Origin of the sequence: Lysobacter sp. H23M47 (assembly GCF_015209765.1) — a bacterium.
Lineage (GTDB): Bacteria > Pseudomonadota > Gammaproteobacteria > Xanthomonadales > Xanthomonadaceae > Novilysobacter > Novilysobacter avium.
Genome location: NZ_CP063658.1, coordinates 945,054 through 969,802 on the forward strand (window position 1 = coordinate 945,054; position 24,749 = coordinate 969,802).

Genomic DNA, 24,749 nt, shown 5'->3' on the forward strand with positions numbered 1-24,749 from the left:
GCTCATACGACCCGAGCCCGCAGCAGGTCATGGATGTTGAGTGCACCGACCAGGCGGCCATCCGCGTCGACGACCAGCAGGCCGCTGATCTTGTGGGTTTCCATCAACTGGGCGGCCTCTACCGCCAGTGCGCCCTGGTCGATGGTGCGCGGATTGCGTGTCATGACCTCGTCGATGCGCGTGGTGCGCAGGTCGACCTCATCGTCGTCCAGGCTCCGGCGCAGGTCACCATCGGTGTAGAGGCCGAGCAGGCGGTCATCGGCCAGGTCGACGATCGCAGTCATGCCCAGCCGCTTATGGGTCATCTCCACCAGCGCCTCGCTGACGCTGGCCTGTGCGCCCACGCGTGGGACGTCCGCGCCCACATGCATGATGTCGGCGATGTGCAGCAGCAGCCGACGCCCCAGCGCGCCGGCGGGGTGGGAGCGGGCGAAATCGTCGGCGGTGAAGCCGCGCGCCTCCAGCAGGGCGACGGCGAGCGCATCGCCCATCGCCAGCGAAGCCGTCGTGCTGGAGGTCGGCGCCAGATGCAGCGGACAGGCCTCGGTCGGCACGCTCACGTCCAGGTGGACGTCAGCGGCGCGCGCCAGGGTGGAGCCGGCGCGGCCGGTCATCGAGATTAGCTTGTTGCCCTGCCGCTTGAGACCCGGCAGGAGCATGGCGACTTCGTCGCTTTCCCCCGAATAGGACAGCGCCAGCACGACATCGGCGTCGGTGATCATGCCCAGGTCGCCATGGCCGGCCTCGCCGGGATGCACATAGAACGCCGGTGTGCCGGTGGAGGCGAGGGTGGCGGCGATCTTGCGCGCGACATGGCCGGATTTGCCCATGCCGGTGCAGACCACGCGCCCTTGCGCTGCCAGCATCAAGCGGCAGGCCGCACTGAACTCGCCGTCCAAACGGGTGGCAACCGCGGTCAGGGCCTTGGCTTCGATGTCGAAAACGCGGCGGCCGCTGGCGGCGTAGTCGAATTCGTGCAGGTTTTCGGGAAGTTCGGGAGATGTGGCCATTTCGGAGCAGTGGGCTTTCCGCTAGGCTAGATCGGCTGATTTTACGCAGATTGCGGGCTGGCGTATCCCGTCCGCTGAACCATCACCGACCGCGGCGCGTGCGCTTGCCCGAGTCGGGCGGAACTCCGCGCTTCACCTTCCGGCGAGCCTGCCTCGCCGCTCCGATTGCGAGACCCCATACGTGAACCCCCACACCATCAAAACCCTCATCGAACAAGGCCTGCCCGGCGCCAGCGCGGATGTGCGCGGGGAAGACGGCGTGCACTTCGAGGCGACCATCATCTGCGAGGCGTTTGCCGGCAAACTGCCGCTTGCGCGCCATCGTCTGGTCTACGCCACGCTGGGCGAGTTGATGGGCCGGGAAATCCACGCCCTGAGCATTGACGCCAAGACGCCTGCCGAAGCCGGGCAGGGATGAGCATGCAGAAAATCGTGGTCGAGGGCGGAGTGCCGCTGCAGGGCGAGGTCCGCATTTCCGGGGCCAAGAATGCGGTGCTGCCGATTCTGTTCGCCACCCTGCTTGCCGACGAGCCGGTGGTGATCAGCAACGTGCCGCACCTGCACGACGTGGTGACCAGCGTGAAGCTGCTGGCTGAAATCGGTGCGGGCATCAGCATCGATGAGCGTTACGGGATCACCGTTGACCCGACCACCGTGCACAGCCAGGTCGCGCCCTACGAGCTGGTGCGCACCATGCGGGCTTCGGTGCTGGTGCTGGGACCGCTGCTGGCCAAGTACGGCCACGCCGAAGTGTCCCTCCCGGGTGGCTGCGCGATCGGTTCGCGCCCGGTGGATCTGCACATCAAGGGCCTGCAGGCGCTGGGCGCGCAGATCACGGTCGAGAACGGCTTCATCAAGGCCACCGCGACGCGTCTTAAAGGCGCCCGCCACGTGTTCGAGATGATCAGCGTCGGCGCGACCGAGAACGTCATGATGGCGGCTACCCTGGCCGAAGGCACCACGGTGCTGGAGAACGCGGCCATGGAACCGGAGATCGTCGACCTGGCCGAGTGCCTGCGCGCGATGGGCGCGCAGATCGAGGGCGAGGCCACCGGCAGGATCACCATCCATGGCGTGGAGCGTCTGCACGGCGGCAATCACTCGGTGGTGCCCGACCGCATCGAGACCGGCACCTTCCTTGTGGCAGCTGCCATGACGGGGGGTCGGATCACCGCGCATCATGCGCGACCCGACACGATGGACGCAGTGCTCGACAAGCTGGTCGAGGCCGGAGCCACGGTGGAGTGCTCCGGCGACCGCATCACCCTTGACATGGAGGGCCGGCGACCGCGGGCCGTCGATCTCACCACGGCGCCACATCCTGCGTTTCCCACCGACATGCAGGCCCAGTTCATGGCCATGAACTGCATCGCCGACGGCGTTGGCGTGATCAACGAGACGATCTTCGAGAACCGCTTCATGCACGTCAACGAGCTGGTCCGCCTCGGTGCGGACATCCGCGTGGACGGACACATGGCCGTTGTGCGGGGCGTGGAAACCCTGAGCGGAGCCCCGGTGATGGCGACCGACCTGCGCGCTTCGGCCTCCTTGATCCTGGCCGGCCTGGTGGCGCAGGGTGAGACCGTGATCGATCGCATCTACCATCTGGATCGCGGCTACGAAAACATCGAGGAAAAGCTGTCCGGCCTGGGTGCCAGGATCCGCCGGATCAGTGACTGATCAGCAAAAACCCCGCTCAAGGCGGGGTCTTTGTTTGAAACTACAGGGGGTCCTGATCAGCAGGTGACGATCAGTTGACCGACTTCACCCGCAGGTCGATGTCGTCCTTCCCACCCTTGCGCTGGAGGATCCGCGCCGGGATCGGCATGCCTTCCACCAGCCAGGCGATGGTCTGCTTGTCACCGTCGGTATTGACGACCTTGGTCGCTTCGACCTGCTTGCCGTCGACGGTGATGATTTCCTTGCCACTGACCTTGTAGCTGAGCTGCTTGACGCGGCCGTCGTCGACCATGCGGTACTTCAGCGGTTTGCCCGCGGCGAGGTCGCGCACCAGCGCCAGGTTGATCAGCAACGCGTCCATGTCGCCAGCCTGCAGCTTGATCGGCTTGGACCGCTCCGGCTTCACATCGCCGGACCAGGTAGCGATCCCCTGGCCCCAGTCGTACGTCGCGGTCTTGGAGGAACGCTTGACCAGGACCTGGTTGCTGTCCTCGCTCGACAGCGGACGCCAGGTACCGTTGTTCTCGTCGAACACGGTGCTCTGGTTGAGGTTTGCGAGCGGCGTGCTGATTGCCAGGGTGTAGCGCCAGCGCTCGCCGGACTCCGGGGCCAGGGTCATCTTGCCGGTCGCCTGCATGCCCTTGTAACTGGCCAGGTAGTCGGCGCTGAAGGCCTCGATCGCCCATGCCGGGGAGGCGGCCAGCAGCAATGCTGCGGCCGCGCCGAGCATGCGCCAACGGGGCGTCCGGGCGGAAGCGGGGGATTTCATGCGGGGGTCGGAAAGCATCTATTCAACTCCTTTGTATTCGACCAGACGCAGGTCGTACACGTCTTTGCCGTTCTCACGTTTCAACATGCGGATAGGGCTGGGTACGTTGCGGACGACCCAGATGATCGTGTCTTCGTTGTCCTTGCTGCGGGTGGCCTTCATCGCGTTGTAGGGCATGCCCGCCACGGTGATGCTTTCGCGCTCGTCGGCAACGACATAGCGGTGGTCACGCACGCGGCCATCATCGACAAACCGGTAGTCGAGCGTCTTGCCCGGGGCGGCATCGCGTATCACCGCCAGGTTGATCAGCAGACCGGTCATGTCGCCGTCCTGCAGCGGCACCGGACGGCGACGGCTTTCCTTGATATCGCCCTGCCAGTTGGCCGCGCGGGAGTTCCAATCGTAGATGCCGACGGTCTGCTTGCGCGTGAATACGCTCTTGTTGACGGTCGCCTGGGTAATCGGCCGATACACCTCGCCCAGGTCGTCAAAGACGCTGCTCTGCTCGGCGTTGAGGCCGACAAAACCCATCAGGCCACGCGTGCCATGCATGACCAGGTCGGTGCGCCAGCGCGGCGCCTGCTGGCGGACCAGCTGCATGGTCGCCTCGCCCAGCAGCTTGCCGTCCTTGTACACCGCGTAGGTGGCCAGGAAGGGTTCCAGCACGTGCGGGCTCGTGTCGGTCTCCGCTCCAGTCAGCGGCGCCGGCGGAGTGGTGGAGGGCACGGCGGTTTGCTGCTGCGCGAGTGCCGCGACCGGCAGTAACAGGGCAAGCAGCAGGGAGCGGTGCAGGATGGTGGCGATCGGTCGCATGTGGGCGGAAGGCTCAAGTGGTCGTCAGCAGCGGAGGATGCAGGTTGTTGTCTGAATCCAGCTTCATCGGCGCCTCGAGCCGGAGGCCGTCGATGTGGATCGCCTCGTCCCGCAGCTCGATCCGCCGGGCGGCGAACAGCCGCAGCGTGGCGACCAGCAGGGGATGTTCACGCTGCAGCACCCGCGCCGCCAGCCTTTCAGCATCGTCGCCGGGCAGGACCGGCAGGCAGGCGTGCGCGATCACCGGCCCACCGTCCAGCTCGGCGGTGACGTAATGCACGCTGGCGCCGTGTTCGGAGGCGCGCGCGTCGAGCGCCTGCTGATGCGTGTGCAGGCCCTTGTGGGCGGGCAGCAGCGATGGATGGATGTTGATGATTCGCCCGGCGTGCGCGTCGACCGCCGCGGCGCCGAGCAGGCGCATATAACCGGCGCAGACGATCAGGTCGGGGCGGGTGGCGTCGATCCGGGAAAAAAGTTCGGTCTCGTAAGCCTGGCGATCCGGAAATCGCTTCCGTTGCACTGAAACGGCGGGGACGCCGGCGCGTTCTGCGCGCTCCAGGACCGGAGCGCGGCGGCGGTCGGAAAAAACGCCAACCATCTGCGCATCCAGCGTCCCGGCCGCAATCGCGTCCATGATCGCCTGCAGGTTGCTGCCGCGTCCGGAGGCGAGCACCGCGATACGCAGCGGGGACGTCATAGGGGGATCACCGGGCGGTCGGATCAGCCGATCCGGACGCGCTCGTCAGCGCCGGCCGCCACCACCTCACCGATCCGCCGGTGCGACAGCGCGAGGCCATCGAGGGTGGATTCAACGGCTGCCGCCGTGTCCTGTCGCACCACTAGCACGAAGCCGATGCCGCAGTTGAAGGTGCGCCACATTTCCGCGTCGGCCACGACGCCTTCGCGCTGCAGCCACTCGAACACGGGCGGCAGGACGATGGTCGACGCCTCGATGCGAACGCCAAGGCCTTCCGGCACCACACGGACGATGTTCTCGGTCAGGCCACCGCCGGTGATGTGGGCCATGGCATGCACCGCGCGGCCGTGTTCGCCGCGCAGCAGCGCCAGGACGGGTTTGACATAAAGCGCGGTGGGCGCCATCAGTGCATCGATCAGCGACGTGCCGTCAAAGTCCACATCGTCCGGACGCCCGGCGCGATCGAAGATGCGACGGATCAGCGAATAGCCGTTGGAATGAGGGCCCGAAGACGCGATGCCGATCAATACGTCGCCCGCAGCGACGCGGCTGCCGTCGCGCAGCTCGGACTTCTCGACCGCGCCGACGGTGAACCCGGCCAGGTCGTATTCGCCCGGGGCATACATGTCCGGCATCTCCGCGGTCTCGCCGCCGATCAGGGCGCAGCCGGCCAGTTCACAGCCGCGCGCGATGCCACCGACCACGGCAACCGTGGTCTCGATGTCGAGCTTGCCGGTGGCGAAGTAGTCCAGGAAAAACAGCGGTTCGGCGCCCTGCACCAGCACGTCGTTCACGCACATGCCGACCAGATCGATGCCGATCGTGTCGTGGCGGCTGAACTGCTGGGCCAGCTTCAGCTTGGTGCCCACGCCGTCGGTGCCCGACACGAGTACAGGCTCGCGGTACTTGCCGGACAGGTCGAACAGGGCGCCAAAGCCGCCCAGCCCGCCCATCACTTCGGGCCGGAAAGTTCGCTTCACCAAGGGTTTGATGCGCTCGACCAGCTCATTGCCCGCGTCGATGTCGACTCCGGCATCGCGATAGGTCATGGGGGCGGCAGCAGGTGTGAACGGTGCGGTCACGGCAGGCTCGAGGGCGCGGGTAGCCGCTGATTTTAGCAGTCAAGCGCGCCCGTGGCCCGTGTGAATGGACGCCGCGGCGGCGGTGCGGCACCATTTCGAACTGGCATCGAGTTGACGGGAACCACCATGGCGTATGCGACGGGCACAAAAAACGACGGCGAACGCCGCGGTGCGGTCTTGCGACGAGGGAATCGGACGCCCGCCGGATGGCTGATCTGGGCGTGCATCGCCATGTTGGTGACCGCCAGTTTCGGCGCGTCCGCGCAGCGCGTGGAAGGCGATCGTGCCGTCGCGCAGGGAGCCTACAACGCCGAAGTGGCGGTCAAGGGGCAGGGCGCGGACGAGCGTCGCCGGGCATTCTCGCGGGCGCTTGTCCAGGTTCTGGGCAAGCTTTCGGGCGACCGCGGCGCGGCGTCGCGACCCGGCGTGGGCGCCGAACTGCGCCAGGCCGAGAAATACGTGCGCAGTTTTGACTACCGCCAGGACGAGGGCCGCTCCGCCAGCGGCGCGCCAAGCTTCAAGACGATGCTGGTGGTCCGGTTCGATGAAGCCGCCGTTGATGACCTGGCATTGACGCTGGCGCTGCCGGTCTGGCCACAGCCGCGACCGAAACCCGTGCTGTGGCTGGCCATCGATGATGGCAGCGGACCGCGCCTGGTGGACGTCAAGAGCGCCGATGCCGCGCGCTCCACCCTGGACCGGGCCATCGAGCGTGGCTACCGGCTGGGGCTTCCAGGCGGCAGCGCGGCCGAGAAGGCCGTGGTGGGAGCTATCTGGCGCGGCGACACTGCAGCCGTGGCGCGTGCCTCGCAGCGCTACAGCCCGCCGATGCAATTGATCGGCAAGCTCTACCGCAGCAGTGGCGGCTGGACGGCGGACTGGATCTTCGTGGACAACGGCAAGGTGTTGTCGCGCTGGTCGGAGAGCGGCGCCAGCGCCACGCAATTGATGGCGACCGGTGCCGATGGCAGCGCTGATGCGCTGATGAAACGCTATGCCAAGCGTCCTGACACCGGTCCGGCCGGTACCTACCGTATCGCCTTCACGGGGCTGCGCAGCGCCGACGACTATGTGCGCCTGTCCGGTTATCTGCAAGGTCTCACCGTGGTGCGCGGCATGCGCCCGGCGCTGGCGACCGCCCAGCGCATGGAGTTCGACCTGGACCTGCTGTCGGGCGTGCGCGGGTTCAACATGATGGTGGAGCGCGATGGCGTTCTTGCCGCGCTCGACAGCGGCCGGGACACATCCATCGGGGCGGTCGGCATGCCAGGAACGAACGCCACTGACGGTCAGCCCGTGACTGCCTCGGGTTCCGTGCCGGTCTATACGCTCCACTGATGGAAGACACGGATCCGCTGGTCGAAATCGCCCGCTTCCTGCGGCGGCTGCAATGGGCGGCACTCGCGGTGGCGCTGTGCTGGCTGGTGTGGCTGCTGTCGCCGGTGCTGTCCCCGTTCGTGCTGGGCGCTTTGCTGGGCTGGCTGGGCGACCCGTTGGTGGACCGGCTGGAGCGGGCCGGGCGTTCGCGCAACACCGCGGTGTTGCTCGTGTTCACTGCGATGACGCTCTTTGTGGTGCTTGGCCTGGTGCTGCTGGTGCCGCTGATCCAGGAGCAGATCATGACCCTGATCGACTCCATCCCCGGCTACCAGCACTGGATCATCAGCACCGCCATGCCGTGGGTCGAGATGCGCACCGGCATGGAGATCACCGGGTGGCTGGACCTCAATCACCTGATTGAACTGATCCGGTCCAACTGGGAGAGTGCGGGCGGATTTGCCAGCAACCTGCTGGGCTACATGTCGCGCTCCAGTTTTGCCCTGATCGCGCTGGCGGCCAACATCGCGTTGCTGCCGGTGGTGACGTTTTTCGCCCTGCGCGACTGGGACCTGCTGGTCGCGCGCGTGGCGTCCTTGATCCCGCGTGATCATCTGCAGACCGTCACCCGGCTGGTCACCCAGTCAAGCGATGTGCTGAGTGGATTCCTGCGTGGGCAGTTCCTGGTCATGCTTGCGCTGGGCGTCATCTACGCCGTAGGACTGTGGGGCGTTGGCCTGGACCTGGGCATCCTGATCGGCATCATCGGCGGCATCCTGACCTTTGTTCCCTACGTTGGGCCGGCCACGGTGCTGGTGCTGGGCTGCATCGCTGCGGTCGTGCAATACGGGGACTGGCAGCACTTTCTGGCGGTCCTGGTGGTGTTCGGCGTCGGCCAATTGGTGGAAAGCTACTGGCTGACGCCGAAGCTGGTCGGCGATCGCATCGGCCTGCACCCGGTGGCGGTGATCTTTGCCGTGCTTGCGGGCGGCCAGTTGTTCGGCTTCCTCGGCATGTTGATTGCCCTGCCGTGCGCAGCGGTGGTGAACGTGTTGCTGCGCTACGCGGAGGAACGCTACACCCACAGCCGCCTCTACGCCGGCGCTCCTTCACCGATGATCATGGTCGGCGACGAGCCGACGGTCCCGGTGGTCGCCTCGGAGCCAAGGGGCGAGTGAATCCGGGTTCTCCAGCCTGCCCTGCGCCAGGTTCTCCGGGTGCGGCACTGCCGGATTCGGGCGTACCGCAATTGCCCTTGGCGTTGCGCTATCCCGCCGACCAGCGACTGGATACGTTCGTTGATCCGCCGGCGGGCGCACTCGAGCAGTTGATCGCGCTGGCGACAGGCGAGGCTGACGACTGGCTGTATCTCGCCGGTCCGGCCGGTGCCGGCAAGACCCATCTGTTGCTGGGCACATGCGCCGCGGCAGAAGCGGCTGGCCGCCGTGCGGCCTACTTGCCGCTTGCAGTGGCGGCCGGTCGCCTGCGCGATGCGCTGGAAGCCCTGGAGGGCAATGACCTGTTGGCTCTGGACGGACTGGATGCGGTCGCCGGTCAGCGCGAGGACGAAATCGCCCTGTTCGATGTCCACAATCGCGCCCGCACCGCCGGAACCTGCATTGTCTATGCCGCGCGTGGGAATCCTGATGAGCTGGCGCTGGTTCTGCCTGACCTGCGCTCGCGGCTGTCCCAATGCAGCCGGATCAATCTGCAATCGTTGGACGAGGATGGGCGCCGGGAGGTGCTGCGCCAGCGCGCGCGCCGTCGCGGCTGGGTGTTGGAGGATGCGGCGCTGGAATGGTTGCTCAAGCGCGTCGAGCGCGACCTGCTTGGCTTGACCGCCTTGCTGGACCGGCTGGACCGCGCGTCACTGGCCGCCCAGCGACGGATTACCGTGCCATTCCTGCGTCAGGTCCTCAACGGCTGAGCGATACGTCCAGTTCGGCCAGTCGCTGGGGCGTGCCCACGTCCGTCCACTGGCCCGCGTGATGTTCACCGGTGACTGCGCCCGTGCGCATTGCATGGCGCAGGAGCGGCGCCAGAGGAAACCGCGCGGGCTGGGTGGCGGGGGAGGTCCCGGCAGCGTCGATCACGTCGCGCCAGTTCGCCAGCAGGGACGGCCGGTAGACACCGATGCCGGCGAAGGTCAGCCGTTTGGGGCCGTCGATCGACAGCTGGCCCGTGTCACCCAGTGAAAAGTCCCCCTCCGGGTTGTGTTCCGGGTTGTCGACAAGCACCAGGTGGGCCTCGCCCGTCGGCTGTCCTGGCAATAATGCGGGGTCGAAATCGCTCCACACATCACCGTTCACGGCGATAAACGGAGACTCGTGACCCAGCAGGTCGAGCGCACGCAGCATGCCGCCGCCGGTTTCCAGCGGTTCCGGCCCCTCGTAGGAGTAGCGCAGTTTCAGTCCCCATTGGCGTCCATCGCCGAGCGCCGGCTCGAACCGGTCCGCCAGCCAACTGGTGTTGATCACCACCTCGCGCACGCCGATGCCGGCAAGTCGCTCCAGATGCCACACGATCAACGGCTTGCCACCGACGCTGAGCAGCGGTTTCGGCACGCGGTCGGTCAGCGGCCGCATGCGCTCGCCGCGGCCGGCGGCCAGGACCAGCGCCTTCATGCCGGCGGCTGGAACGGGCGGGCTGCCATCGCCGGTTTGACATGCCGATCGATGATCCCGGCCAACCCGGCAAGTTGCGGATATTGCGGCAGCACGGCATCCAGGTAAGCAATGAAGCGCGGCGCGTCGGCGAGGTAGCGCGGCTTACCGTCGCGATGCCAGAGGCGGGCGAAGATGCCCAGTATTTTCAGGTGACGCTGGACGCCGATCAGGTCGGCATCGCGGCGGAAGCGGTCCAGTCCCGGCACCGGCAGGCCGGCGGCGACTGCGCGCGCGTGGTAACGGCCAAGCCACTCCTCGACCTTCGCTTCCGGCCAGCTCAGGAACGCATCCTTGAACAGGCTGATCGGGTCGTAGGCAATCGGACCGCGGACCGCGTCCTGGAAGTCGAGCACGGCCGGTCCCGCGTCCACGGGCATCAGGTTGCGCGGCATGAAATCGCGGTGGACGAACACCTGCGGCTGGGCCAGCGCGGCATCGACCAGGAAGCGGTTGGCTTCAGCCAGCGCCACCTGCTCGGCTGCGGACAGTTGGATGCCGAGGTGGCGATCAAGGAACCAGTCCTGGAACAGGGCCAGTTCGCGTGTCAGCAGGGAATCATCGTAGGCGGGCAGGTCGGCGGCGCACGGCACCGCCTGCAGCTTCAGCAACTCGCCGATCGCCGCATCGAACAGGGCATCGGCGTTGCCGGCGGTGATCACCTGCAGATAGGTCGGCCCACCCAGGTCTTCCATCAGCACGAAGCCCGTGCGTTCGTCCTGGGCGAGGACGTGCGGCACCCGAACGTCGTGGCTTTCCAGCAGGTCGCGCACGCGCAGCCACGGCCCGACATCCTCCTTGTCGGGCGGCGAGTCCATCACGATCCAGGGCTTGCCGTCGTGTCCTGCGCTGCGCCAGTAACTGCGGAAACCCGCGTCCATCGATGCGCGCTGAAGCGTCAGCGCGGGCTGGCCGGACGCGTGGCGTGCCCAGCCGAGACGCGCATCCGCACGCTCGCGGGACTCGGCAACAACCTGGTTCATGCAGTCTCCGATGGCCGCCAGGAGTGGCGGCAGGCGATGAGGTTAATGGGGTCGAGGTGGATCAGCGACGCGTCGATCGGCGGCGTTCGCGGACCATATCCTGCGCCACCAGCAGGGCCATCGCGGCGATGATGGCCAACGCCCACACCAGCAAGCGGCTGGTGACGCCCATCTCGGTCGCCAGCCAGCTGCCGGACAATGCGCCGACGATGCCCAGGACGATGGTCATTATCCAGCCCATCGGGTCCGGGCCGGGTTTCAAAAGCCGGGCGAGGATTCCGATGACCGCGCCGCCGGCGACGTAACCCAGTACTCCGTTGAACATGGCGTTCTCCGTTACAGCGCAGATGGGTGCAGCGCCCGCGTTGGCGTGCTGCCCGTCACTCAGCAGCAGCCATGATCGCCGCGTTCCTGCGCGCTGCCGGCCGCGGCCACACCGGTGGTCTCCCCGCGCTGTCCGGCTTCGTGGTGACGGGTGATCACGTGGGCGACGCTGGCGGTGACCCGCTTGCCCATCGGAATATGCAGGAATTCATTGGGACCGTGGGCATTGGAGTGGGGTCCGAGTACGCCGGTGATCATGAACTGCGCGCCGGGGAACTTCTCGCCCAGCATGCCCATGAACGGGATCGAGCCGCCTTCGCCCATGTACATCGCCGGCCTGCCGAAACAGGCCTGGCTGGCGCCTTCGATCGCCTGGGTGAGCCACGGCGACTGCGCCGGCGCGTTCCAGCCGGTCGAGGATTTCTCCAGTTCCAGCTCGACATGCGCGCCGTTGGGCGGATTGTCGAGCAGCGTCTGCTTGAGGATCTCACCGGCGCGCTTGCCGTCCAGAGTGGGCGGGAGGCGCAGCGACAACTTTACCGCCGTGTGCGGGCGCAGCACATTCCCCGCCGAGTCCAGCGAGGGCATGCCATCGATCCCGGTGACCGAGAGTGCCGGCCGCCAGGTCCGGTTGAGCACCAGTTCGGCCAGATCCTCGCCCATCGGTTGCATCCCGTCGAGCAGCGGGAACTTGTCGTACACCGCGGTGCCCAGCACGCCGGCCGCCTGCCGCGCCTGCTCCAGACGTTCGGCAGGAACCTCCGCATGCAGACCTTCGACGATGATCCGGCCGCTGTTCTCGTCTTCCAGTCGCGACAGCAACTGGCGCAGCAGGCGGAAGCTCGACGGCACCACGCCGGACGCGTCGCCGGAATGGACGCCTTCGCTGAGGACCTTGACCGTAAAGTTGCCGCCGGCCAGGCCGCGCAGCGAGGTGGTGCACCACAGCTGCTCGTAGTTGCCACAGCCCGAATCCAGGCAGACGACCAGCGACGGCTTGCCGATGCGCTCGGCAAGGTGGTCCACGTAGGCCGGCAGGTCGTAGCTGCCGGACTCCTCGCAGGCCTCGATCAGGACCACGCAGCGGGCATGCGGCAGCTTCTGCTCGTGCAGCGCCATCACCGCGGTCAACGAGCCGTAGATCGCGTAACCGTCGTCTGCGCCGCCACGCCCGTAAAGGCGGTCGCCCTTGATGACGGGCTTCCACGGGCCGAGGTCGTCATCCCATCCGGTCATCTCCGGCTGCTTGTCCAGATGACCGTAGAGCAGCACGCAATCCTCGTCGCTGCCGCCATTGGCGGCCGGAATCTCGATGAATATCAACGGTGTACGCTCTTCCAGCCGCACCACCTCGACCTGCATGCCCGGGATCGACTGCGCACGCGCCCAGGTCTCCATCAACGTGACGGCCTGCTCCATATAGCCGTGCTCGACCCAGTCGGCGTCGAACATCGGCGACTTGTTCGGAATGCGGATGTATTCCACCAGTTGGGGGACGATTTCAGCGTCCCACTTGTCGGCCACGAAGCGGTCGATGGCAGCGGAATCGATCTGGTTGGCATCCATGTTGGGCACCCGAATCTGTAGGGGGAGCCATTGTACCGCCGGCGCTCGCGTCGGAATTTCCCTACCCCATGACGGGTTGTGTTCCTACGCGTGCCTGACGACTTGGTTGATTCTCCCAGATAGGGCGCTGGGTCAAAGTTCATCCACCGGCACCGATCACGTGCCTTCGGGGATGGAACCCCACACACCACCAACAGGAGTCAGGTCATGAAGTCACTGCTGATGATTGCAAAAACGCTGGTGCTGTCGATCCTGCTTACCGGCATCGCCTGGGCGCAGGAGACGGTGAACATCAACACCGCCGAGGCAGCGGAAATCGCCCAGGTGCTGACCAACATCGGTCCGGCCAAGGCACAGGCAATCGTGGAATACCGCGAAGCCAACGGCGCGTTCCGCAGCGTCGAACAGCTGGCCATGGTCAAGGGTATCGGCCTGGCGACCATCGAAAAGAACCGCGACCGCATTGCGCTCTCTGCTGCCGGCAAGACACCCGGGAACATAGCCCAGCGCTGACTACACACCACCTGCGTAGACACCGGGATGTCGAAACAGGTGGAGTCGTGGGCAAGGACTGCCCACGCTCAGGGGAGAACCCTGGACAGGGATGTACGCCACCCGCTGCAGAGGGATCTGCAGCGGGTGGCACTGCTTTGGCAACGACGGAACCCGCGCAGATGGCAGACTGTCGTTCCGCCTCGATCTTCGCGCCATGAATCCGCATGTCATTCCAGCCGCCGATTACCGCCGCGAGCGCTGGCGCAACGGCCTGGGCTGGACAAGGGAAATCAGTCGGGCTGGAGGTGAGTCGGACTGGGCGTGGCGCATGTCGATCGCGGAAGTCGATGCCGACGCCGCGTTCTCGCGTTTTCCCGGCGTCGACCGGGAAATATGCCTGCTGTCGGGGAAAGGTGTCGACCTGTGTTTCGATGACGGAGCGCGCGAGGGGCTGGAGCCGCCGCACGGGCGGCATCGCTTCGAAGGTGAGCGGGTAGTGCGTGCCGCGCTTCGCGACGGACCGGTGCAGGTGTGCAATCTGATGTGGCGACGCGACCGGGTCGGCCTACGAGTCTGGCATCGTCCGCTGGTGGGGTCGATGGTGCTGTTTGCCGAGGTGGGAGACACATGGCTGCTGCATCTGCTGGCCGGACAGGCCCTGTTCTCGGGGGGCAGCGGACTCACCGGCTTGTCGGGCGGCGACACGGCTGTGCTCCGTTCCAACGTGGACGAGCGGGCGCGTTATGCCCTCGAGGGCGGCGGCGAGGCCTTGGTAGCACGCATCACCCCGGCGGCGTCCGGTGCGCGGGACGGCCATGTAATCGGGTGCGCGAGTGGCTCAGTAGACGTCCCGCCGGTATCGACCCTCGGCGAGGATGGCTTGCCATAGCGGCTCGCCCGCGATGGAAACCAGTGCAGCGTCCACCGCGGGCGCCATGCCTTTCAGGCTGCCGCAGACGTAAACGGACGCGCCCCGGTTCAGCCATTCCCGAAGGGCCTCGGCGCGCTCTGCGAGCAGGTGCTGGACGTAGCGTCGTGTCGCAGTGTCGCGCGAGAACGCGATGTCCAGCCGTTCGATCTGCCCGGAGCGGTGCCACGACTCGATGTCCTCACGGTAGTGGAAGTCGTGTGCCCTGCTGCGTTCGCCAAACAGCAGCCAGTTGTTGTGTCGACCGGTGTTGATCCGCTCCTGCAACAGTGCGCGCAGACCTGCCAGGCCGGTGCCGTTGCCAATCAGGATCAGCGGGCACGCGTCGTTCGGCGCGTGAAAATTGGCGTTGCGGCGGATGCGCAGATGGATCGCCCCCGGAGCTTCGGCGTATGTCGTCAGCCAGCCACTTCCGAGGCCGAGCGCGCCCCGCTCATCGCGGGTCTGGCGCACCAGCAAACGCAGGCAGCCTTCGGCCGGGGTGGACGCGATGGAATAGGCGCGATGGGGCAGGGGAAGGAGCTCATCGGCGACCTGCTGCGCGTCCTTGCCCTGCACGTCGGCCTTCGAAGGCAAGCGGCTGGATGCGAGCAGTTCGGCCAAAAGCAGGCGGCGCTGCGCGTTCCTGGGGCCGGCGGTGACCGGTAAATCGCCGTCGAGGCCGCAGGCAGCAAGCCAGTCGCGGACGTGGTCGGCGGGGTTCTGCGGGCCTATCTCGACCACGTCACCGGCCTGCCATCGCAGGTGGTCGGGGCTTTCGGGGGACATGCGCAGATCGAATACCGGTGCGCCGGGGCTGCCGTCGTTGAGGTGCCGACGCTGGTCCAATGACCAGCGTGCGTACGTGGGCGGCTCCCAGTCAACCTGGTCGGCTGCCCCGCAAAACCGGCCCAACAGGTACTGCCAGTGGCGCAGGGCGCCGGGATCGCCGTCGTCCACTTCGACCACGTCAAACAGCGGCTGGGCGCCGGCGCCGCGAAGCCAGCGATCAATGTGGTGGCCAAACGCGCAGAAGTGCTGGTAGTCGCTGTCGCCAAGGGCCAGGACGCCGTAACGCAGATGGTCGAGCCGTGCGTCGCCGGGATCCATGCATTGGCGAACGAAGTTGAAAGCGGGGTCGGGCGCGTCGCCTTCGCCGGTGGTGCTGGCGACGAACAGAACGTTGCGCGCGGCTCGCAGGGTTGGCAGGTCCAGATCCTCAATACTCGCCAGCCGGGCGGTTTGTCCCCCCTGCCGCAGCGAAACAGCGCTCCGCTCGGCGAGCGATTCCGCCTGTCCGAACTGGCTGGCGTGAACCACCAGCCATTGCGCCTCGTCCGCGGCCTCCGCAAACGTCGCGACGGCAGCCGAGGACACTGCTTGACGAGGTCGCGACCCGCGAAGCAGACGCACGAAGCCCGCATATCCGGCAATTACTGCGCCGGAGCCAAGTAGCGTGGATGTGCGCCACACCGGCGCGCTCCAGGTGTCGAGCTGCCATCGCGCCAGCGCAGCGGCGATCGCGGCGAAGCCCAGGATCAGCAGACCGTTGCCGAGCGAGCCGGCGCTCACCGATCGGCGGTAACGGTGTGCCCGAGACGATGCGACAGATGTCGGAATGCTGTTCATGGCTGAGCGAGCGCGGCGCGGAATTGCGGAGTCATGCGCGTCTTGAAGCCGTCCCCGTCGTGCCATACGAAGAACGCGGCAAGCTTGCGGCGGCGGGCGTAGTCCCAGCCCTGCGCGGGACCGAGCACGGTAAGCGCGGTCGCCAGCGCGTCGGCATGCATGCACTCGGCGTGCAGTACCGATACCGACGCCAGGCCATGCGAGACCGGCTGGCCATTGCGGGGGTCAATGGTGTGCGAGTAACGCCGCCCGTTCTCAGCGAAAAAATGCCGGTAGTCCCCCGAGGTCGCCATGGCCATGCCGTCCAGCGCGACCACCGGTTGCGCGGCCGCTGCGCGCTCGTTGAAGTCGGCCGACGTGGGCTGCTCCACGGCAATCCGCCACGGCGTGCCCTCCGGCTTGTGGCCGTGGCTGCGCAGTTCGCCGCCCACCTCCACCAGGAAAGCCGGTACTTCCTGCGCCAGCAGATACCGCGTGACCTGGTCGACCGCGTAGCCCTTGGCGATTCCTGACAGATCAACATACGCGTCGCCCGGCTGGGTCATGACGCCAGAGGGGTCAAGCTTCAGGCGTTGCCAGCCCACGCGTGTCATGGTCCGATCAAGCAATGCGGCATCAGGCGCCCTGCGTTCCCCATCCGGCCCGAAACCCCACAGGTTGACCAGCGCGCCGACAGTCGGATCAAACGCCCCGCCGGTGTCGTGGGCCAGTGCAAATGCGGCGTCCATGACCTGGCGCATTTCCGGCGGCAGCGGCTGTCGGGTGCCGGCCGCCGCGCGATTGAAACGACTCAGGTCGGAACCGGGCTCCCAGGTGCTCATCTGCGCGACCACAAGGTCGAGTTGCGTCTGCACACCGCGCTGAAGGTCGGGGATCGCCGCCGCATCGGCCTGCAGCCTCACCGACCACGTCGTGCCCATCGTCAGCCCGTTCATGCTTTGCATCGACTGGGCCGCGGACGGCGCGACCGTCGCCGTCTCCGCTGCTGTCGCTGAAGCCGTCGACGCCAGCGCCGCGTTTGCACACGCGGCTACAGGCATCCCGCAGGCGAGCACCAACGCTGACAGGGCAGTCGCGAGACGCATGCCTACTGCGGCAGCACTTCAAGGGTGGCGACGTAGCTCAGGCGCCGCTTGCTGGCCTCGGGGAGCGAGGTCAGCTCGTCGGTGCTGGTGGTCTCCAGCCAGTACATGCCCGCGTGCGGCCACTTCACCTGGAAGTTGCCGTCTGCACCGGTCACCACCTTGATCTCCTCGGGCTGATCGCGGTAACGGCTCGCGCCGGGGATGATCTCGACCTCCAGCCCGGCGGCGGGCTTGCCGTCGAGCAGCAGCTGGAAGGTCGCCGTCTCGCCGGCATACAGGTCATTGGGATGCGTCACCGGAACCATCTCGATGCCCTTGCCAGACGGCTTGAACACGCTTGTGGTCGGCGAGCCGACGGTGGCGAAGGTCTCGACGCTGCCGAGCGACTCGGACACTTCAACGTCGGTCGCGGCGGCCGGAATCCCGGTCTTGAACTCGGCAGGGGTGCCGCGCCAGCGCTTGTTCTCACCGTCCAGCTGGTACTGGGCGAACATGCCGTGGTTGACCACCGCCAGCTTGTAGGTGCCTTGCTGGGTCAGCTCGAGATCGAACACGCTGCGGTACTTGCCCGTCGCGCTGTTCTGCGGCGCCAAGCGACTGCCGTCGGGCGCGGTGACCTGCAGGCCGTCCAGGCGCAGCGGCACGTGGTTGAAATAGAACAGGTCGTTGGAAACCGCCGCGTCGACGGTCATCCACGCGCCGGTGTCGGAAAACACGGTGGCGGAGGGGTGCAGCCAGGTCTTGTGCGCGGAGGCAGCCGATGGCGCCAGGCACAGCGTGAGGGCAGTGGCGATGCCGATGAGCTTGAGGTTCATTGCGGATTCCTTTGGGGATCGGTGTGGATGTGGCCGGCGCAGGCTCAGGGCGTTATCGAGACGCGCACCTGACCCAGCTCGGAAGTGCCTTTGGCCTTCAACTGCTGCGGGGACGAGCCGGGCCAGGTGATGGGCACGCTGACGACTTCGCGGCCGCCGACTTCCCGCGCGGCCTCGATGACCAGTTCGTACTTGCCGGGCGGCAGGCCCTTCAGCGGCCCTTTTGCGTCGTTGAAGCGCAGCTGGTGCTGTCCGGCCGGGCGCGTCGCGCCGCTTACCCCGTCCACTGGCATAGGCGTGGAGCGTCCGCTGCGGCGCCACCACTGGCGCATGTCCTTCAACCACTTGCTGCCTTCGCCGGCTTTCATCTCGACGTCGTACCAGACCGCCAGGTTGGCGGCGACGCTGTGGTCAGGCCGCTCCAGCCACATGGCCACGTACGGGCGGTGGTACTCGGACACGTTCAGGCGTGGAATCTCGACGCTGATCTCCAGCTCGGCGGCTGGCAACGCGGCGGGCAGGACCAGCATCGCGAACAGCGCGGCTGTGGCGATTGCACGCAAGCGCGCAGGTGGCTTGCTGAAGAGACGGTGCGGCATCGGGCAGGACCTCTGGGTGTCAATGCATGAAAAGGATGATCAGCAGCGCCGGCAGCGCCACGCCGAGGCCGACCATCGGCCAGGTTTTTCCGCGCTGGCGCGAATGCATGTGCAGCAGCCACAGGCCGGTGAGGGCGAACAGCAGGCACGCCACCGCGAACAGGTCGATGAACCAGCGCCAGGCCGCGCCGGTGTTGCGGCCCTTGTGCAGGTCGTTGAGCCAGGCGATGACGCCGCGGCTGGTCTGTTCGTATTCCAGCTCGCCGGTGGCGCGGTCGATCGCCAGCCAGGCATCGCCGCCCGGGCGGGGCAGGGAGACATACACCTCGTCGTCCGCCCACTCGGCGCTGCGGCCCTTGGCAAGGACGTTCATCTCCGTTGCCAGCCAGTCGACGACGCTGGCCGGCAGGGGCGCTCCCTCGGTGTAATCCCCCGAAAGGCTGCGCAGGACACTCGCCGGCAGCGTGTCGGTGCGGGTGTCCACGCGCGGGGTCGCCTCGATCTGGGCAGCATGGTTGAGGGTGATGCCGGTGGCCGAAAACACCAGCAAGGCCGCCAGGCTGACGGCCGCGCTCATCCAGTGCCATCGGTGCAGCGTCTTCAGCCACCAGCCCCGGGTGGAGCTGGCACTGCTGGTGGTTTTGGCAGTGGCGGTCATGGAGTCGCGGTCACCGGGATTGGCACGATCGGCAATCATATTGCAGATGAGAATCAGTCGCAATTGATCATTCGGCCGCCCTCATGCGCACGCTCAGAAGTCCACGTTCACCGACAGCCACAAGCGTCTGCCGGCCTCGCTGGTGCTACGGGTGTTGGCGTAGGCCACGGTGCCGTTGTCGTCATACGGCAGGTAGTCGACGAAGTCCTTGTCGAACAGGTTGTACACCGCCGCGTTGAGGCTGATCGCGTCGGTCACCCGGTAGCGCCCGCCCAGGTGGAACTGGGAGTAGGGCTTGTAGTCGCCCAACTGGTCCTGCGCGGCGCCCGCACCCCTGTAGCGCGCGCTGCGGTACTCGCCGCGCAGGTACAGGGCCAGCGCGTCGGTCGCCTGCCAGTTCACGCTGCCGTTGAGCAGGTTCCTGGGCGTGTTGGTCAAGGGCGTGCCCCTGCCGCTGCCGCTTTTCTGCTCGCTGTCGGTGCGGGTGTAGTTGAGTTGCAGCTTCCATGCCTCGGCCAGCGGAACCTGCATGGCGAATTCCGCTCCGCGGGTCACGGCCTTGTCGATGTTGACGGTCTGGCCCAACGTCGCCGAGCGCGGAAACCAGCCCACGTCGACGCAGCTTGAGCCGGAGAAGTCCGCGGCGATGTAGGCGGCCTGGCTGAGCCCGAATGCGCAGTTGGCTACCGGCGTACCGCTGGCGATCTTGTCGCTGAAATCGTTGTTGAACACGGTCAGGCTGGAGCTGAAGCCGTTGTCGGCCGCGTAATAGACGCCCAGCTCGGTGGTGGCGCTGGTTTCCGGCTTGAGCGTCGGGGTGCCGATCAACGGGATGGTGCCCTGGCCGCCGAAGCCCTTGATGCCCGGGGTCAGGTCCTCGATGTTAGGCGATCGGTAGCCTTCGCTGTAGCCGCCCTTCACCACCCAGTTCGCGTTGGCGTTCCAGACCAGGTACGCACGGGGGCTGAGGTGGCTGCCAAAGGTGCTGTGGTCGTCGTGGCGCGCGCCGACGGTGAGATTCAGCGCGTCGTTGACGCTCCACTCGTTTTCGGCGAACAGCGCCCACTGGTGGAACTCGAATCCGTCGCTGGCCACGCCGTCGACCAGTCTTGCGTCCAGGTACTGGCCACCCACGGTCAGCTTGTTGCTGCCGATGTCGGTAACCAGTTTGGTGTCGAAGACGCGATTGCGGTTTTCCAGCTCGCGCGGGCTGCCGGCGCCCGCCGTGCCGGCCGGCAGCAGCCGCCCGATCGTCTCGGTGGTGGTTTGCTGCAGGCTGCTCTCAAGTGCGCCCAAGTCGTAGCGCGCGTCCCACGCCAGGGTGGCCTGGTCGCGGGTGAAGCGCAGGCTCGGAGCGTATCCGCCGCTGCCCAGGGTGCCCATCTGGCCGGTGCTGTTGTCGTACTCCTGGCGTCCGCTGGTGACGTCCAGCCACAGGTCGTGGTCGTCCGATGGCGTCAGCGCCAGCCGCGCGCCCACGTTGTGGCTGTCGTAGCTGACCGGGTTGGCGCCCATCCAGGGAACGATCTCCCCGCCGGTCAGGTCCGTGTATGCGATGTCGGAGGCGTCGCGCTTGAACCAGCCACCACGCAGCGACAGGCCGAGCAGATCCTGGACCAGGGGACCGTCAACGAAAAAGTTCGCGCCATACAGGTCGCCGAAGGACGAATCCTCCTGACGGGTGGTCTCCATCCCGACCGAGCCTGCCCACGCCGCGCCGACCTTACGGGTGATGATGTTGATCACCCCGCCCATCGCATCCGATCCGTACAGGGTCGACATCGGGCCGCGGATCACCTCGATGCGGTCGATCGCCGACATCGGCGGGATGAAGTTGTTCGCGGTGTTGCCAAAATTGTTCGGCGCGACGTTACCGGAAGTGTTCTGGCGGCGGCCATCGATCAGCACCAGGGTGTAGCTGGACGGCATGCCGCGCAGGCTGATCTGGGGCGCGCCGGTCTTGTCCACGCCGACCCCGATGTCCACGCCCTCCACGGCGACCAGCGCGTCAGCCAGGCTGTGGATGGGCTGCTGGACCAGTTCCTCGCGGGTGAGCACGGTGATGCTGGCCGGCGCCTCGCGCACCATCTGCTCGAAGCCGGCGGCGGTGACGACAACCGCATCCAGGTCGGTGGGACCGGCCGTGGCCGCGTCGCCGGCCACTCCGGCCGCTGCACTGGCGATGAGCGGAGACGACAGGGCAAGCAGCAGCGCCAGTCCAAGGCCGGCACGACGGTGATGGGCAAGGGGTGCGATGGAACGGTTCGGACGGGGCGCGGTCATGATCTGGAAGGGATTCCCATAGGACGTGCAAGGCGAAGCCGCCGACTTTTGCCGGCGAGAGCGCTAGCGGAAAGGTGGTGAAATTTGCAGCGCGTGGGGCGGTAACGAAGGCGCCGCTGTTTCATGAACAGGGCGATCGTAGATGATAATGGTTCTCAGTTGCAAGCGCTGCGAGCGCCATCCCTTCGCCTCACGGCCGCGCAGCCGTCGGCTCGGCTCAGGTTTCCGCCCAGAGCCGCAGCAGGTTGTGGTAAACCCCCGTGAGCTGAAGCAGCGCGGCGGAATTCTCCCCCGAAGCGGTCAGGGCCTGGATCGCGGTATCCATCTCGAACAGCATCCGGCGCTGGGCGTCATTGCGGATCAGGCTCTGGATCCAGAAAAAGGCGGCCAGCCGGGCGCCCCGCGTCACCGGCTGGACCATGTGCAGGCTGCTCGACGGATACAGGATCAGGTCACCCGCGGGCAGCTTCACTTCGTGCGTGCCATAGGTGTCGTGGATCACCAGCTGGCCGCCGTCGTACTCGTCGGGTTCGGACAGGAACAGCGTGCAGGAGATGTCGGTGCGCATCGTCGCGGCGACCTGCCCCGGCGGGGCGGCCGGGGTCATCACTGCGCCGTCGACGTGGAGGCCGTAGGTGCCGCCGCCCTGGTAGCAGTTGAAACGCGGCGGCAGCGCACGCAGGGGCAGGGCGGCGGCGAAATACAGCGGGCTGGCGGCGAGTGCGGCAGTGACGAGCTGCCCCAACTCGTGGCGCACCGGCGAGCCATCAGGCAACTGCAGGTTGCGCTTGACCCCGGCGCCCTGGGGGCCGACGGTCTCGCGACCATCGGTCCAGGCGGCGCTTTCCAGCGTCGCGCGGATCCGGGACAGGGACGCGTCGTCCAGTACGCCGGGGACATGCAACAGCATCGCGGGCTCCGATCAGAAGTCGTAGTTGACGGTGAACATCATCGAGCGCGGCGTGCCGGGGGTGTAGCGGTAGCCGCTCTTGTTGATCGCGGCCACATAGTCCTTGTCCAGCAGGTTGTACAGGTTCAGGCGCAGATCCAGATTGGGCGATACGGCATAGCTGGCGACGGCGTCGACCACCCAGTAATCCTTGGTGTACGCCGGGGTGCCCACCGCGCCGTCCACGCCGCGCTTGAGCTCGCCGGAGTAGCGCGCGCCGCCGCCGATGGTCAGCCCGTTGGGGAAATCGTAGGTCGACCATGCGGTGAATGCGCGCTTGGGCGTGTAGGTCAGGTCGGTGGATCCGTCAGTGCTTACCGCCGGACCAGACAGCACGTCGGTGTCCATCACGGTGAACCCGGTCGACACCGACCACGCATCGGTCACCTGGCCAACCGCGCTGAGCTCCACGCCGCGGACCCGCTTGCGACCGGTCTGGTAGTACTGTTGATCGACCGGATCGCGGATGAGCTCGTTGCTGATGCGGGTGTCGTAGAGCGCGGCCGTCAGCATCAGGCGCTGGTCGAGAACGTTCCACTTGGTGCCGATCTCGGCAGTGCGGGCTTTTTGCGGGTCGAGTGCCGGGTTGTCTGGACTGCGCTCCGCGTCGCTCAATTCCAGGCTCCCACCGCCGGGCGGTTGCTGGGCGACCGCGTAGTTGGCGTAGAAGCTGCCGTTGGCCACCGGTTTGTAGAGCGCACCGAGCTTCCAGTTCAGCAGCGTGTCGGAGATGCGCGCATCCACCCCGGGCACGATGGAGCCTTCATCGAGCAGTCCGCAATCCGGGCCGCGACGACCACCGCAGGGCACGGTGCTCTGGAATTGCGTCTTGTAACGGTCGGCGCGCACACCGCCGTTGAGCTGCCATTGCTCGTTGAATGCAATGGTGTCGAACACGTACGCCGCCACGGTGTCGGTGCGACCCTCGCCGCGGGCGCCGCTGCGCTCCCACTGCAGGCCGGTCACGTCGGGGTTCGGTCGATACAGGTTGACTGCCGGCCACGCCGTGCCAGTCACAGCACGCATGCCGTAGGTGTCGAGCTCTTCGCGGGTCAGCTCAATCCCGGCGCTGAGGTCGTGCCGCAAGCCGCCGGCGTCGAACCGGGTCGCCAGCGCGGTCTGGTTGGTCATGATCGTGTTGCGCTGGTTCTTGAACGTCGGCAGCGAGCGCGCCACGGTCCAGCCCGACGGGTCATCAAGGTCCGGCGTGACCAGATTGGCGGCCGAACCCATGAACGCCGTCAGCAGGTAGTCCTGCTTGGTGCTGCCCCAGCGGGTGGTGTTGATGAGTTGCGTCGCCTCGGACAGGTCGTGCTCGATGCGCAGCGTCGCCATGTCGGCGGTGACGTCGTCGTAGTCTGACAGCGTGCCGTAGAAGTTGCTGGACGCGACCGGGTCGGCATCGCCGAGCTGCGGACGGCTCGGATCGGGCGAGCTGTAGCCGGGCAGACCGATCGTTGGCACGCCGCCGTCGGGAAGGTTGTCCTGCTGGACGTGCAGCAGATTCAGGGTGGTGCGCGTCGGGGTGCCCAGGCCGAAAGCCAGCGATGGAGCGATCGCCCAGCGCTTGTTCTCAATCGTGTCGCGACCGGGAACGCCGCTGTCCTGCGCCATCAGGTTCAGGCGCAGCGCGCTCGTGCCGCCCAGGGTCTGGTTCCAGTCCGCGGTGACGCGCTTCTGGTCGGCGCTGCCGTAGGACGCACTGACCGAGGTACGGTCGTGGCCGTGGGCCTGCTTGCTGACCAGGTTGATCGCGCCGGTCGGGGCGGTGCGGCCGTTGTCGGTGCCCGCGGGTCCCTTGGCCACCTCGATCTGTTCGATGTTGAACACGTCGCGCGAGATCGATCCGAGATCACGCACACCGTCTACAAAAATGCTGCCGGAGGTGTCAAAACCGCGCAGGTAGATCGCATCGCCGGTCGTCGTGTTGCCGTTCTCGCCCGCGTAGAACGTGCCGACGCCGGGGCTGTTGCGGAGCGCTTCGGTGAGGTTGGTCGCACCCTGCTCGTTGAAGAGGTCGCTGCCGATCACGTTGATGGTCTGGGTGGTGTCCAGCAGCGGCTGGCTGAACTTCGGCGAGGACAGTTGGCCCGAGGAATAGACCTTGCCGCGCTTGCCCTCGACGTGGACCGTCTCGAAATCCTTGGCGTCGGCGGCAGGGCCACCGTTCGACTGGGCCGTTGCGGCCAGCGGTGCGGCGAGCACGAGCCCGGTGAGCAGCGAGACCGACAGGCTGGAGTGTTGGGTCGAGCCCGGTTTGCGGAGTGATACGGCGTGCTTGCGACTGGTGATCGGGGACATTCGGGTGCCTGAATGGGGAGCCAGGCGTGACGCGACCTCGTGGGCGCATCGCCACTCTGGTTTGATTGAAGGGGAGCCCCGCGGAGGCACCGGATCGGGGGACCCGCCGACCTAAAGGCCGGTC

24 protein-coding genes are annotated in these 24,749 nt (G+C 66.8%); 7 read left to right on the forward strand and 17 right to left on the reverse strand.

Features of this window, described 5'->3' with window-relative positions:
- Nucleotides 1–2: 2 nt before the first annotated feature.
- Nucleotides 3–1,010, reverse strand: a complete 1,008-nt coding sequence (locus INQ43_RS04275; RefSeq protein ID WP_194035248.1) for a KpsF/GutQ family sugar-phosphate isomerase — start codon at nucleotides 1,008–1,010, stop codon at nucleotides 3–5.
- 181 nt (nucleotides 1,011–1,191) lie between these two features.
- Between INQ43_RS04275 and INQ43_RS04280 the strand changes: the two genes are divergently transcribed.
- Both INQ43_RS04280 and murA read left to right on the forward strand, forming a co-directional pair.
- Nucleotides 1,192–1,428: a BolA/IbaG family iron-sulfur metabolism protein gene (locus INQ43_RS04280; RefSeq protein ID WP_194035249.1), complete on the forward strand. Its 237-nt coding sequence runs from the start codon at nucleotides 1,192–1,194 to the stop codon at nucleotides 1,426–1,428.
- A gap of 2 nt (nucleotides 1,429–1,430) precedes the next feature.
- Nucleotides 1,431–2,690 (forward strand): UDP-N-acetylglucosamine 1-carboxyvinyltransferase, encoded by a 1,260-nt coding sequence (gene murA / locus INQ43_RS04285; RefSeq protein ID WP_194035739.1) that lies wholly within the window; start codon nucleotides 1,431–1,433, stop codon nucleotides 2,688–2,690.
- Nucleotides 2,691–2,760: 70 nt separating this feature from the next.
- On the opposite strand, the gene INQ43_RS04290 is transcribed toward murA, so the two are convergent.
- From INQ43_RS04290 to purM, 4 genes are read right to left on the reverse strand one after another with little or no spacing between them, the layout of a single operon-like run.
- Nucleotides 2,761–3,420 (reverse strand): DUF3108 domain-containing protein, encoded by a 660-nt coding sequence (locus tag INQ43_RS04290; protein WP_194035740.1) that lies wholly within the window; start codon nucleotides 3,418–3,420, stop codon nucleotides 2,761–2,763.
- 57 nt (nucleotides 3,421–3,477) lie between these two features.
- Nucleotides 3,478–4,272, reverse strand: coding sequence for a DUF3108 domain-containing protein (locus INQ43_RS04295; protein WP_194037205.1), 795 nt, complete (start codon nucleotides 4,270–4,272; stop codon nucleotides 3,478–3,480).
- A gap of 13 nt (nucleotides 4,273–4,285) precedes the next feature.
- Nucleotides 4,286–4,969: a phosphoribosylglycinamide formyltransferase gene (gene purN, locus INQ43_RS04300; protein ID WP_194037206.1), complete on the reverse strand. Its 684-nt coding sequence runs from the start codon at nucleotides 4,967–4,969 to the stop codon at nucleotides 4,286–4,288.
- A gap of 23 nt (nucleotides 4,970–4,992) precedes the next feature.
- Nucleotides 4,993–6,018 (reverse strand): phosphoribosylformylglycinamidine cyclo-ligase, encoded by a 1,026-nt coding sequence (gene purM, locus INQ43_RS04305; RefSeq protein ID WP_194035252.1) that lies wholly within the window; start codon nucleotides 6,016–6,018, stop codon nucleotides 4,993–4,995.
- 264 nt (nucleotides 6,019–6,282) lie between these two features.
- On the opposite strand from purM, the gene INQ43_RS04310 reads away from it, so the two are divergent.
- The 3 genes from INQ43_RS04310 to hda all read left to right on the forward strand — a co-directional run bounded on the left by INQ43_RS04310 (nucleotide 6,283) and on the right by hda (nucleotide 9,295).
- Nucleotides 6,283–7,389 (forward strand): DUF2066 domain-containing protein, encoded by a 1,107-nt coding sequence (locus INQ43_RS04310; RefSeq protein WP_194037207.1) that lies wholly within the window; start codon nucleotides 6,283–6,285, stop codon nucleotides 7,387–7,389.
- Nucleotides 7,389–8,546 (forward strand): AI-2E family transporter, encoded by a 1,158-nt coding sequence (locus tag INQ43_RS04315; RefSeq protein WP_194037208.1) that lies wholly within the window; start codon nucleotides 7,389–7,391, stop codon nucleotides 8,544–8,546. Before INQ43_RS04310 ends, INQ43_RS04315 begins: the two co-directional genes overlap by 1 nt.
- A 77-nt stretch (nucleotides 8,547–8,623) precedes the next feature.
- A complete protein-coding gene (hda, locus tag INQ43_RS04320; protein WP_248285389.1) occupies nucleotides 8,624–9,295 on the forward strand; it encodes a DnaA regulatory inactivator Hda in 672 nt (223 codons plus the stop codon).
- Here hda and murU read toward each other — a convergent pair.
- The 4 genes from murU to INQ43_RS04340 form a co-directional block, all read right to left on the reverse strand.
- Entirely contained in the window at nucleotides 9,285–9,992 is a 708-nt protein-coding gene (murU, locus tag INQ43_RS04325) for an N-acetylmuramate alpha-1-phosphate uridylyltransferase MurU (protein ID WP_194037209.1), read from the reverse strand. The two genes, hda and murU, sit on opposite strands and share 11 nt — an antisense overlap.
- Nucleotides 9,989–11,014: a phosphotransferase gene (locus INQ43_RS04330; RefSeq protein WP_194037210.1), complete on the reverse strand. Its 1,026-nt coding sequence runs from the start codon at nucleotides 11,012–11,014 to the stop codon at nucleotides 9,989–9,991. The genes murU and INQ43_RS04330 overlap by 4 nt, the downstream gene beginning before the upstream one ends.
- A gap of 61 nt (nucleotides 11,015–11,075) precedes the next feature.
- A complete protein-coding gene (locus INQ43_RS04335) occupies nucleotides 11,076–11,339 on the reverse strand; it encodes a GlsB/YeaQ/YmgE family stress response membrane protein (RefSeq protein ID WP_194037211.1) in 264 nt (87 codons plus the stop codon).
- 59 nt (nucleotides 11,340–11,398) lie between these two features.
- Nucleotides 11,399–12,889 carry a M20 family metallopeptidase gene (locus INQ43_RS04340; RefSeq protein ID WP_194037561.1) on the reverse strand — a complete coding sequence of 497 codons (1,491 nt, stop codon included), beginning with the start codon at nucleotides 12,887–12,889 and terminating at the stop codon, nucleotides 11,399–11,401.
- Between the two features lie 222 nt (nucleotides 12,890–13,111).
- Here INQ43_RS04340 and INQ43_RS04345 point away from each other — a divergent pair, with 222 nt between their 5' ends.
- The gene (locus tag INQ43_RS04345) at nucleotides 13,112–13,417 is read left to right on the forward strand and encodes a ComEA family DNA-binding protein (RefSeq protein ID WP_194035258.1); all 306 of its coding nucleotides are present in this window, start codon (nucleotides 13,112–13,114) and stop codon (nucleotides 13,415–13,417) included.
- A 196-nt stretch (nucleotides 13,418–13,613) separates the two neighbouring features.
- Nucleotides 13,614–14,288 (forward strand): HutD family protein, encoded by a 675-nt coding sequence (locus tag INQ43_RS04350; RefSeq protein WP_194037562.1) that lies wholly within the window; start codon nucleotides 13,614–13,616, stop codon nucleotides 14,286–14,288.
- On the opposite strand, the gene INQ43_RS04355 is transcribed toward INQ43_RS04350, so the two are convergent.
- The 8 genes from INQ43_RS04355 to INQ43_RS04390 all read right to left on the reverse strand — a co-directional run bounded on the left by INQ43_RS04355 (nucleotide 14,238) and on the right by INQ43_RS04390 (nucleotide 24,625).
- Nucleotides 14,238–15,878 carry a sulfite reductase flavoprotein subunit alpha gene (locus INQ43_RS04355; RefSeq protein ID WP_228062616.1) on the reverse strand — a complete coding sequence of 547 codons (1,641 nt, stop codon included), beginning with the start codon at nucleotides 15,876–15,878 and terminating at the stop codon, nucleotides 14,238–14,240. The genes INQ43_RS04350 and INQ43_RS04355 overlap by 51 nt on opposite strands.
- 53 nt (nucleotides 15,879–15,931) lie before the next feature.
- The gene (locus INQ43_RS04360; RefSeq protein ID WP_228062617.1) at nucleotides 15,932–16,870 is read right to left on the reverse strand and encodes an FAD:protein FMN transferase; all 939 of its coding nucleotides are present in this window, start codon (nucleotides 16,868–16,870) and stop codon (nucleotides 15,932–15,934) included.
- A gap of 152 nt (nucleotides 16,871–17,022) precedes the next feature.
- Nucleotides 17,023–17,835 carry a DUF4198 domain-containing protein gene (locus INQ43_RS04365; protein WP_194037213.1) on the reverse strand — a complete coding sequence of 271 codons (813 nt, stop codon included), beginning with the start codon at nucleotides 17,833–17,835 and terminating at the stop codon, nucleotides 17,023–17,025.
- Between the two features lie 44 nt (nucleotides 17,836–17,879).
- The gene (locus INQ43_RS04370) at nucleotides 17,880–18,398 is read right to left on the reverse strand and encodes a DUF2271 domain-containing protein (RefSeq protein WP_228062664.1); all 519 of its coding nucleotides are present in this window, start codon (nucleotides 18,396–18,398) and stop codon (nucleotides 17,880–17,882) included.
- 55 nt (nucleotides 18,399–18,453) lie between these two features.
- Complete coding sequence (locus INQ43_RS04375) at nucleotides 18,454–19,092, reverse strand: PepSY-associated TM helix domain-containing protein (RefSeq protein WP_194037565.1); 639 nt, start codon at nucleotides 19,090–19,092, stop codon at nucleotides 18,454–18,456.
- A 93-nt stretch (nucleotides 19,093–19,185) separates the two neighbouring features.
- Nucleotides 19,186–21,375, reverse strand: coding sequence for a TonB-dependent receptor (locus tag INQ43_RS04380; RefSeq protein ID WP_194037214.1), 2,190 nt, complete (start codon nucleotides 21,373–21,375; stop codon nucleotides 19,186–19,188).
- Nucleotides 21,376–21,592: 217 nt separating this feature from the next.
- A complete protein-coding gene (locus INQ43_RS04385; RefSeq protein WP_194037215.1) occupies nucleotides 21,593–22,285 on the reverse strand; it encodes a Fe2+-dependent dioxygenase in 693 nt (230 codons plus the stop codon).
- Nucleotides 22,286–22,297: 12 nt separating this feature from the next.
- Complete coding sequence (locus INQ43_RS04390) at nucleotides 22,298–24,625, reverse strand: catecholate siderophore receptor Fiu (protein WP_194037216.1); 2,328 nt, start codon at nucleotides 24,623–24,625, stop codon at nucleotides 22,298–22,300.
- Nucleotides 24,626–24,749: the final 124 nt, after the last annotated feature.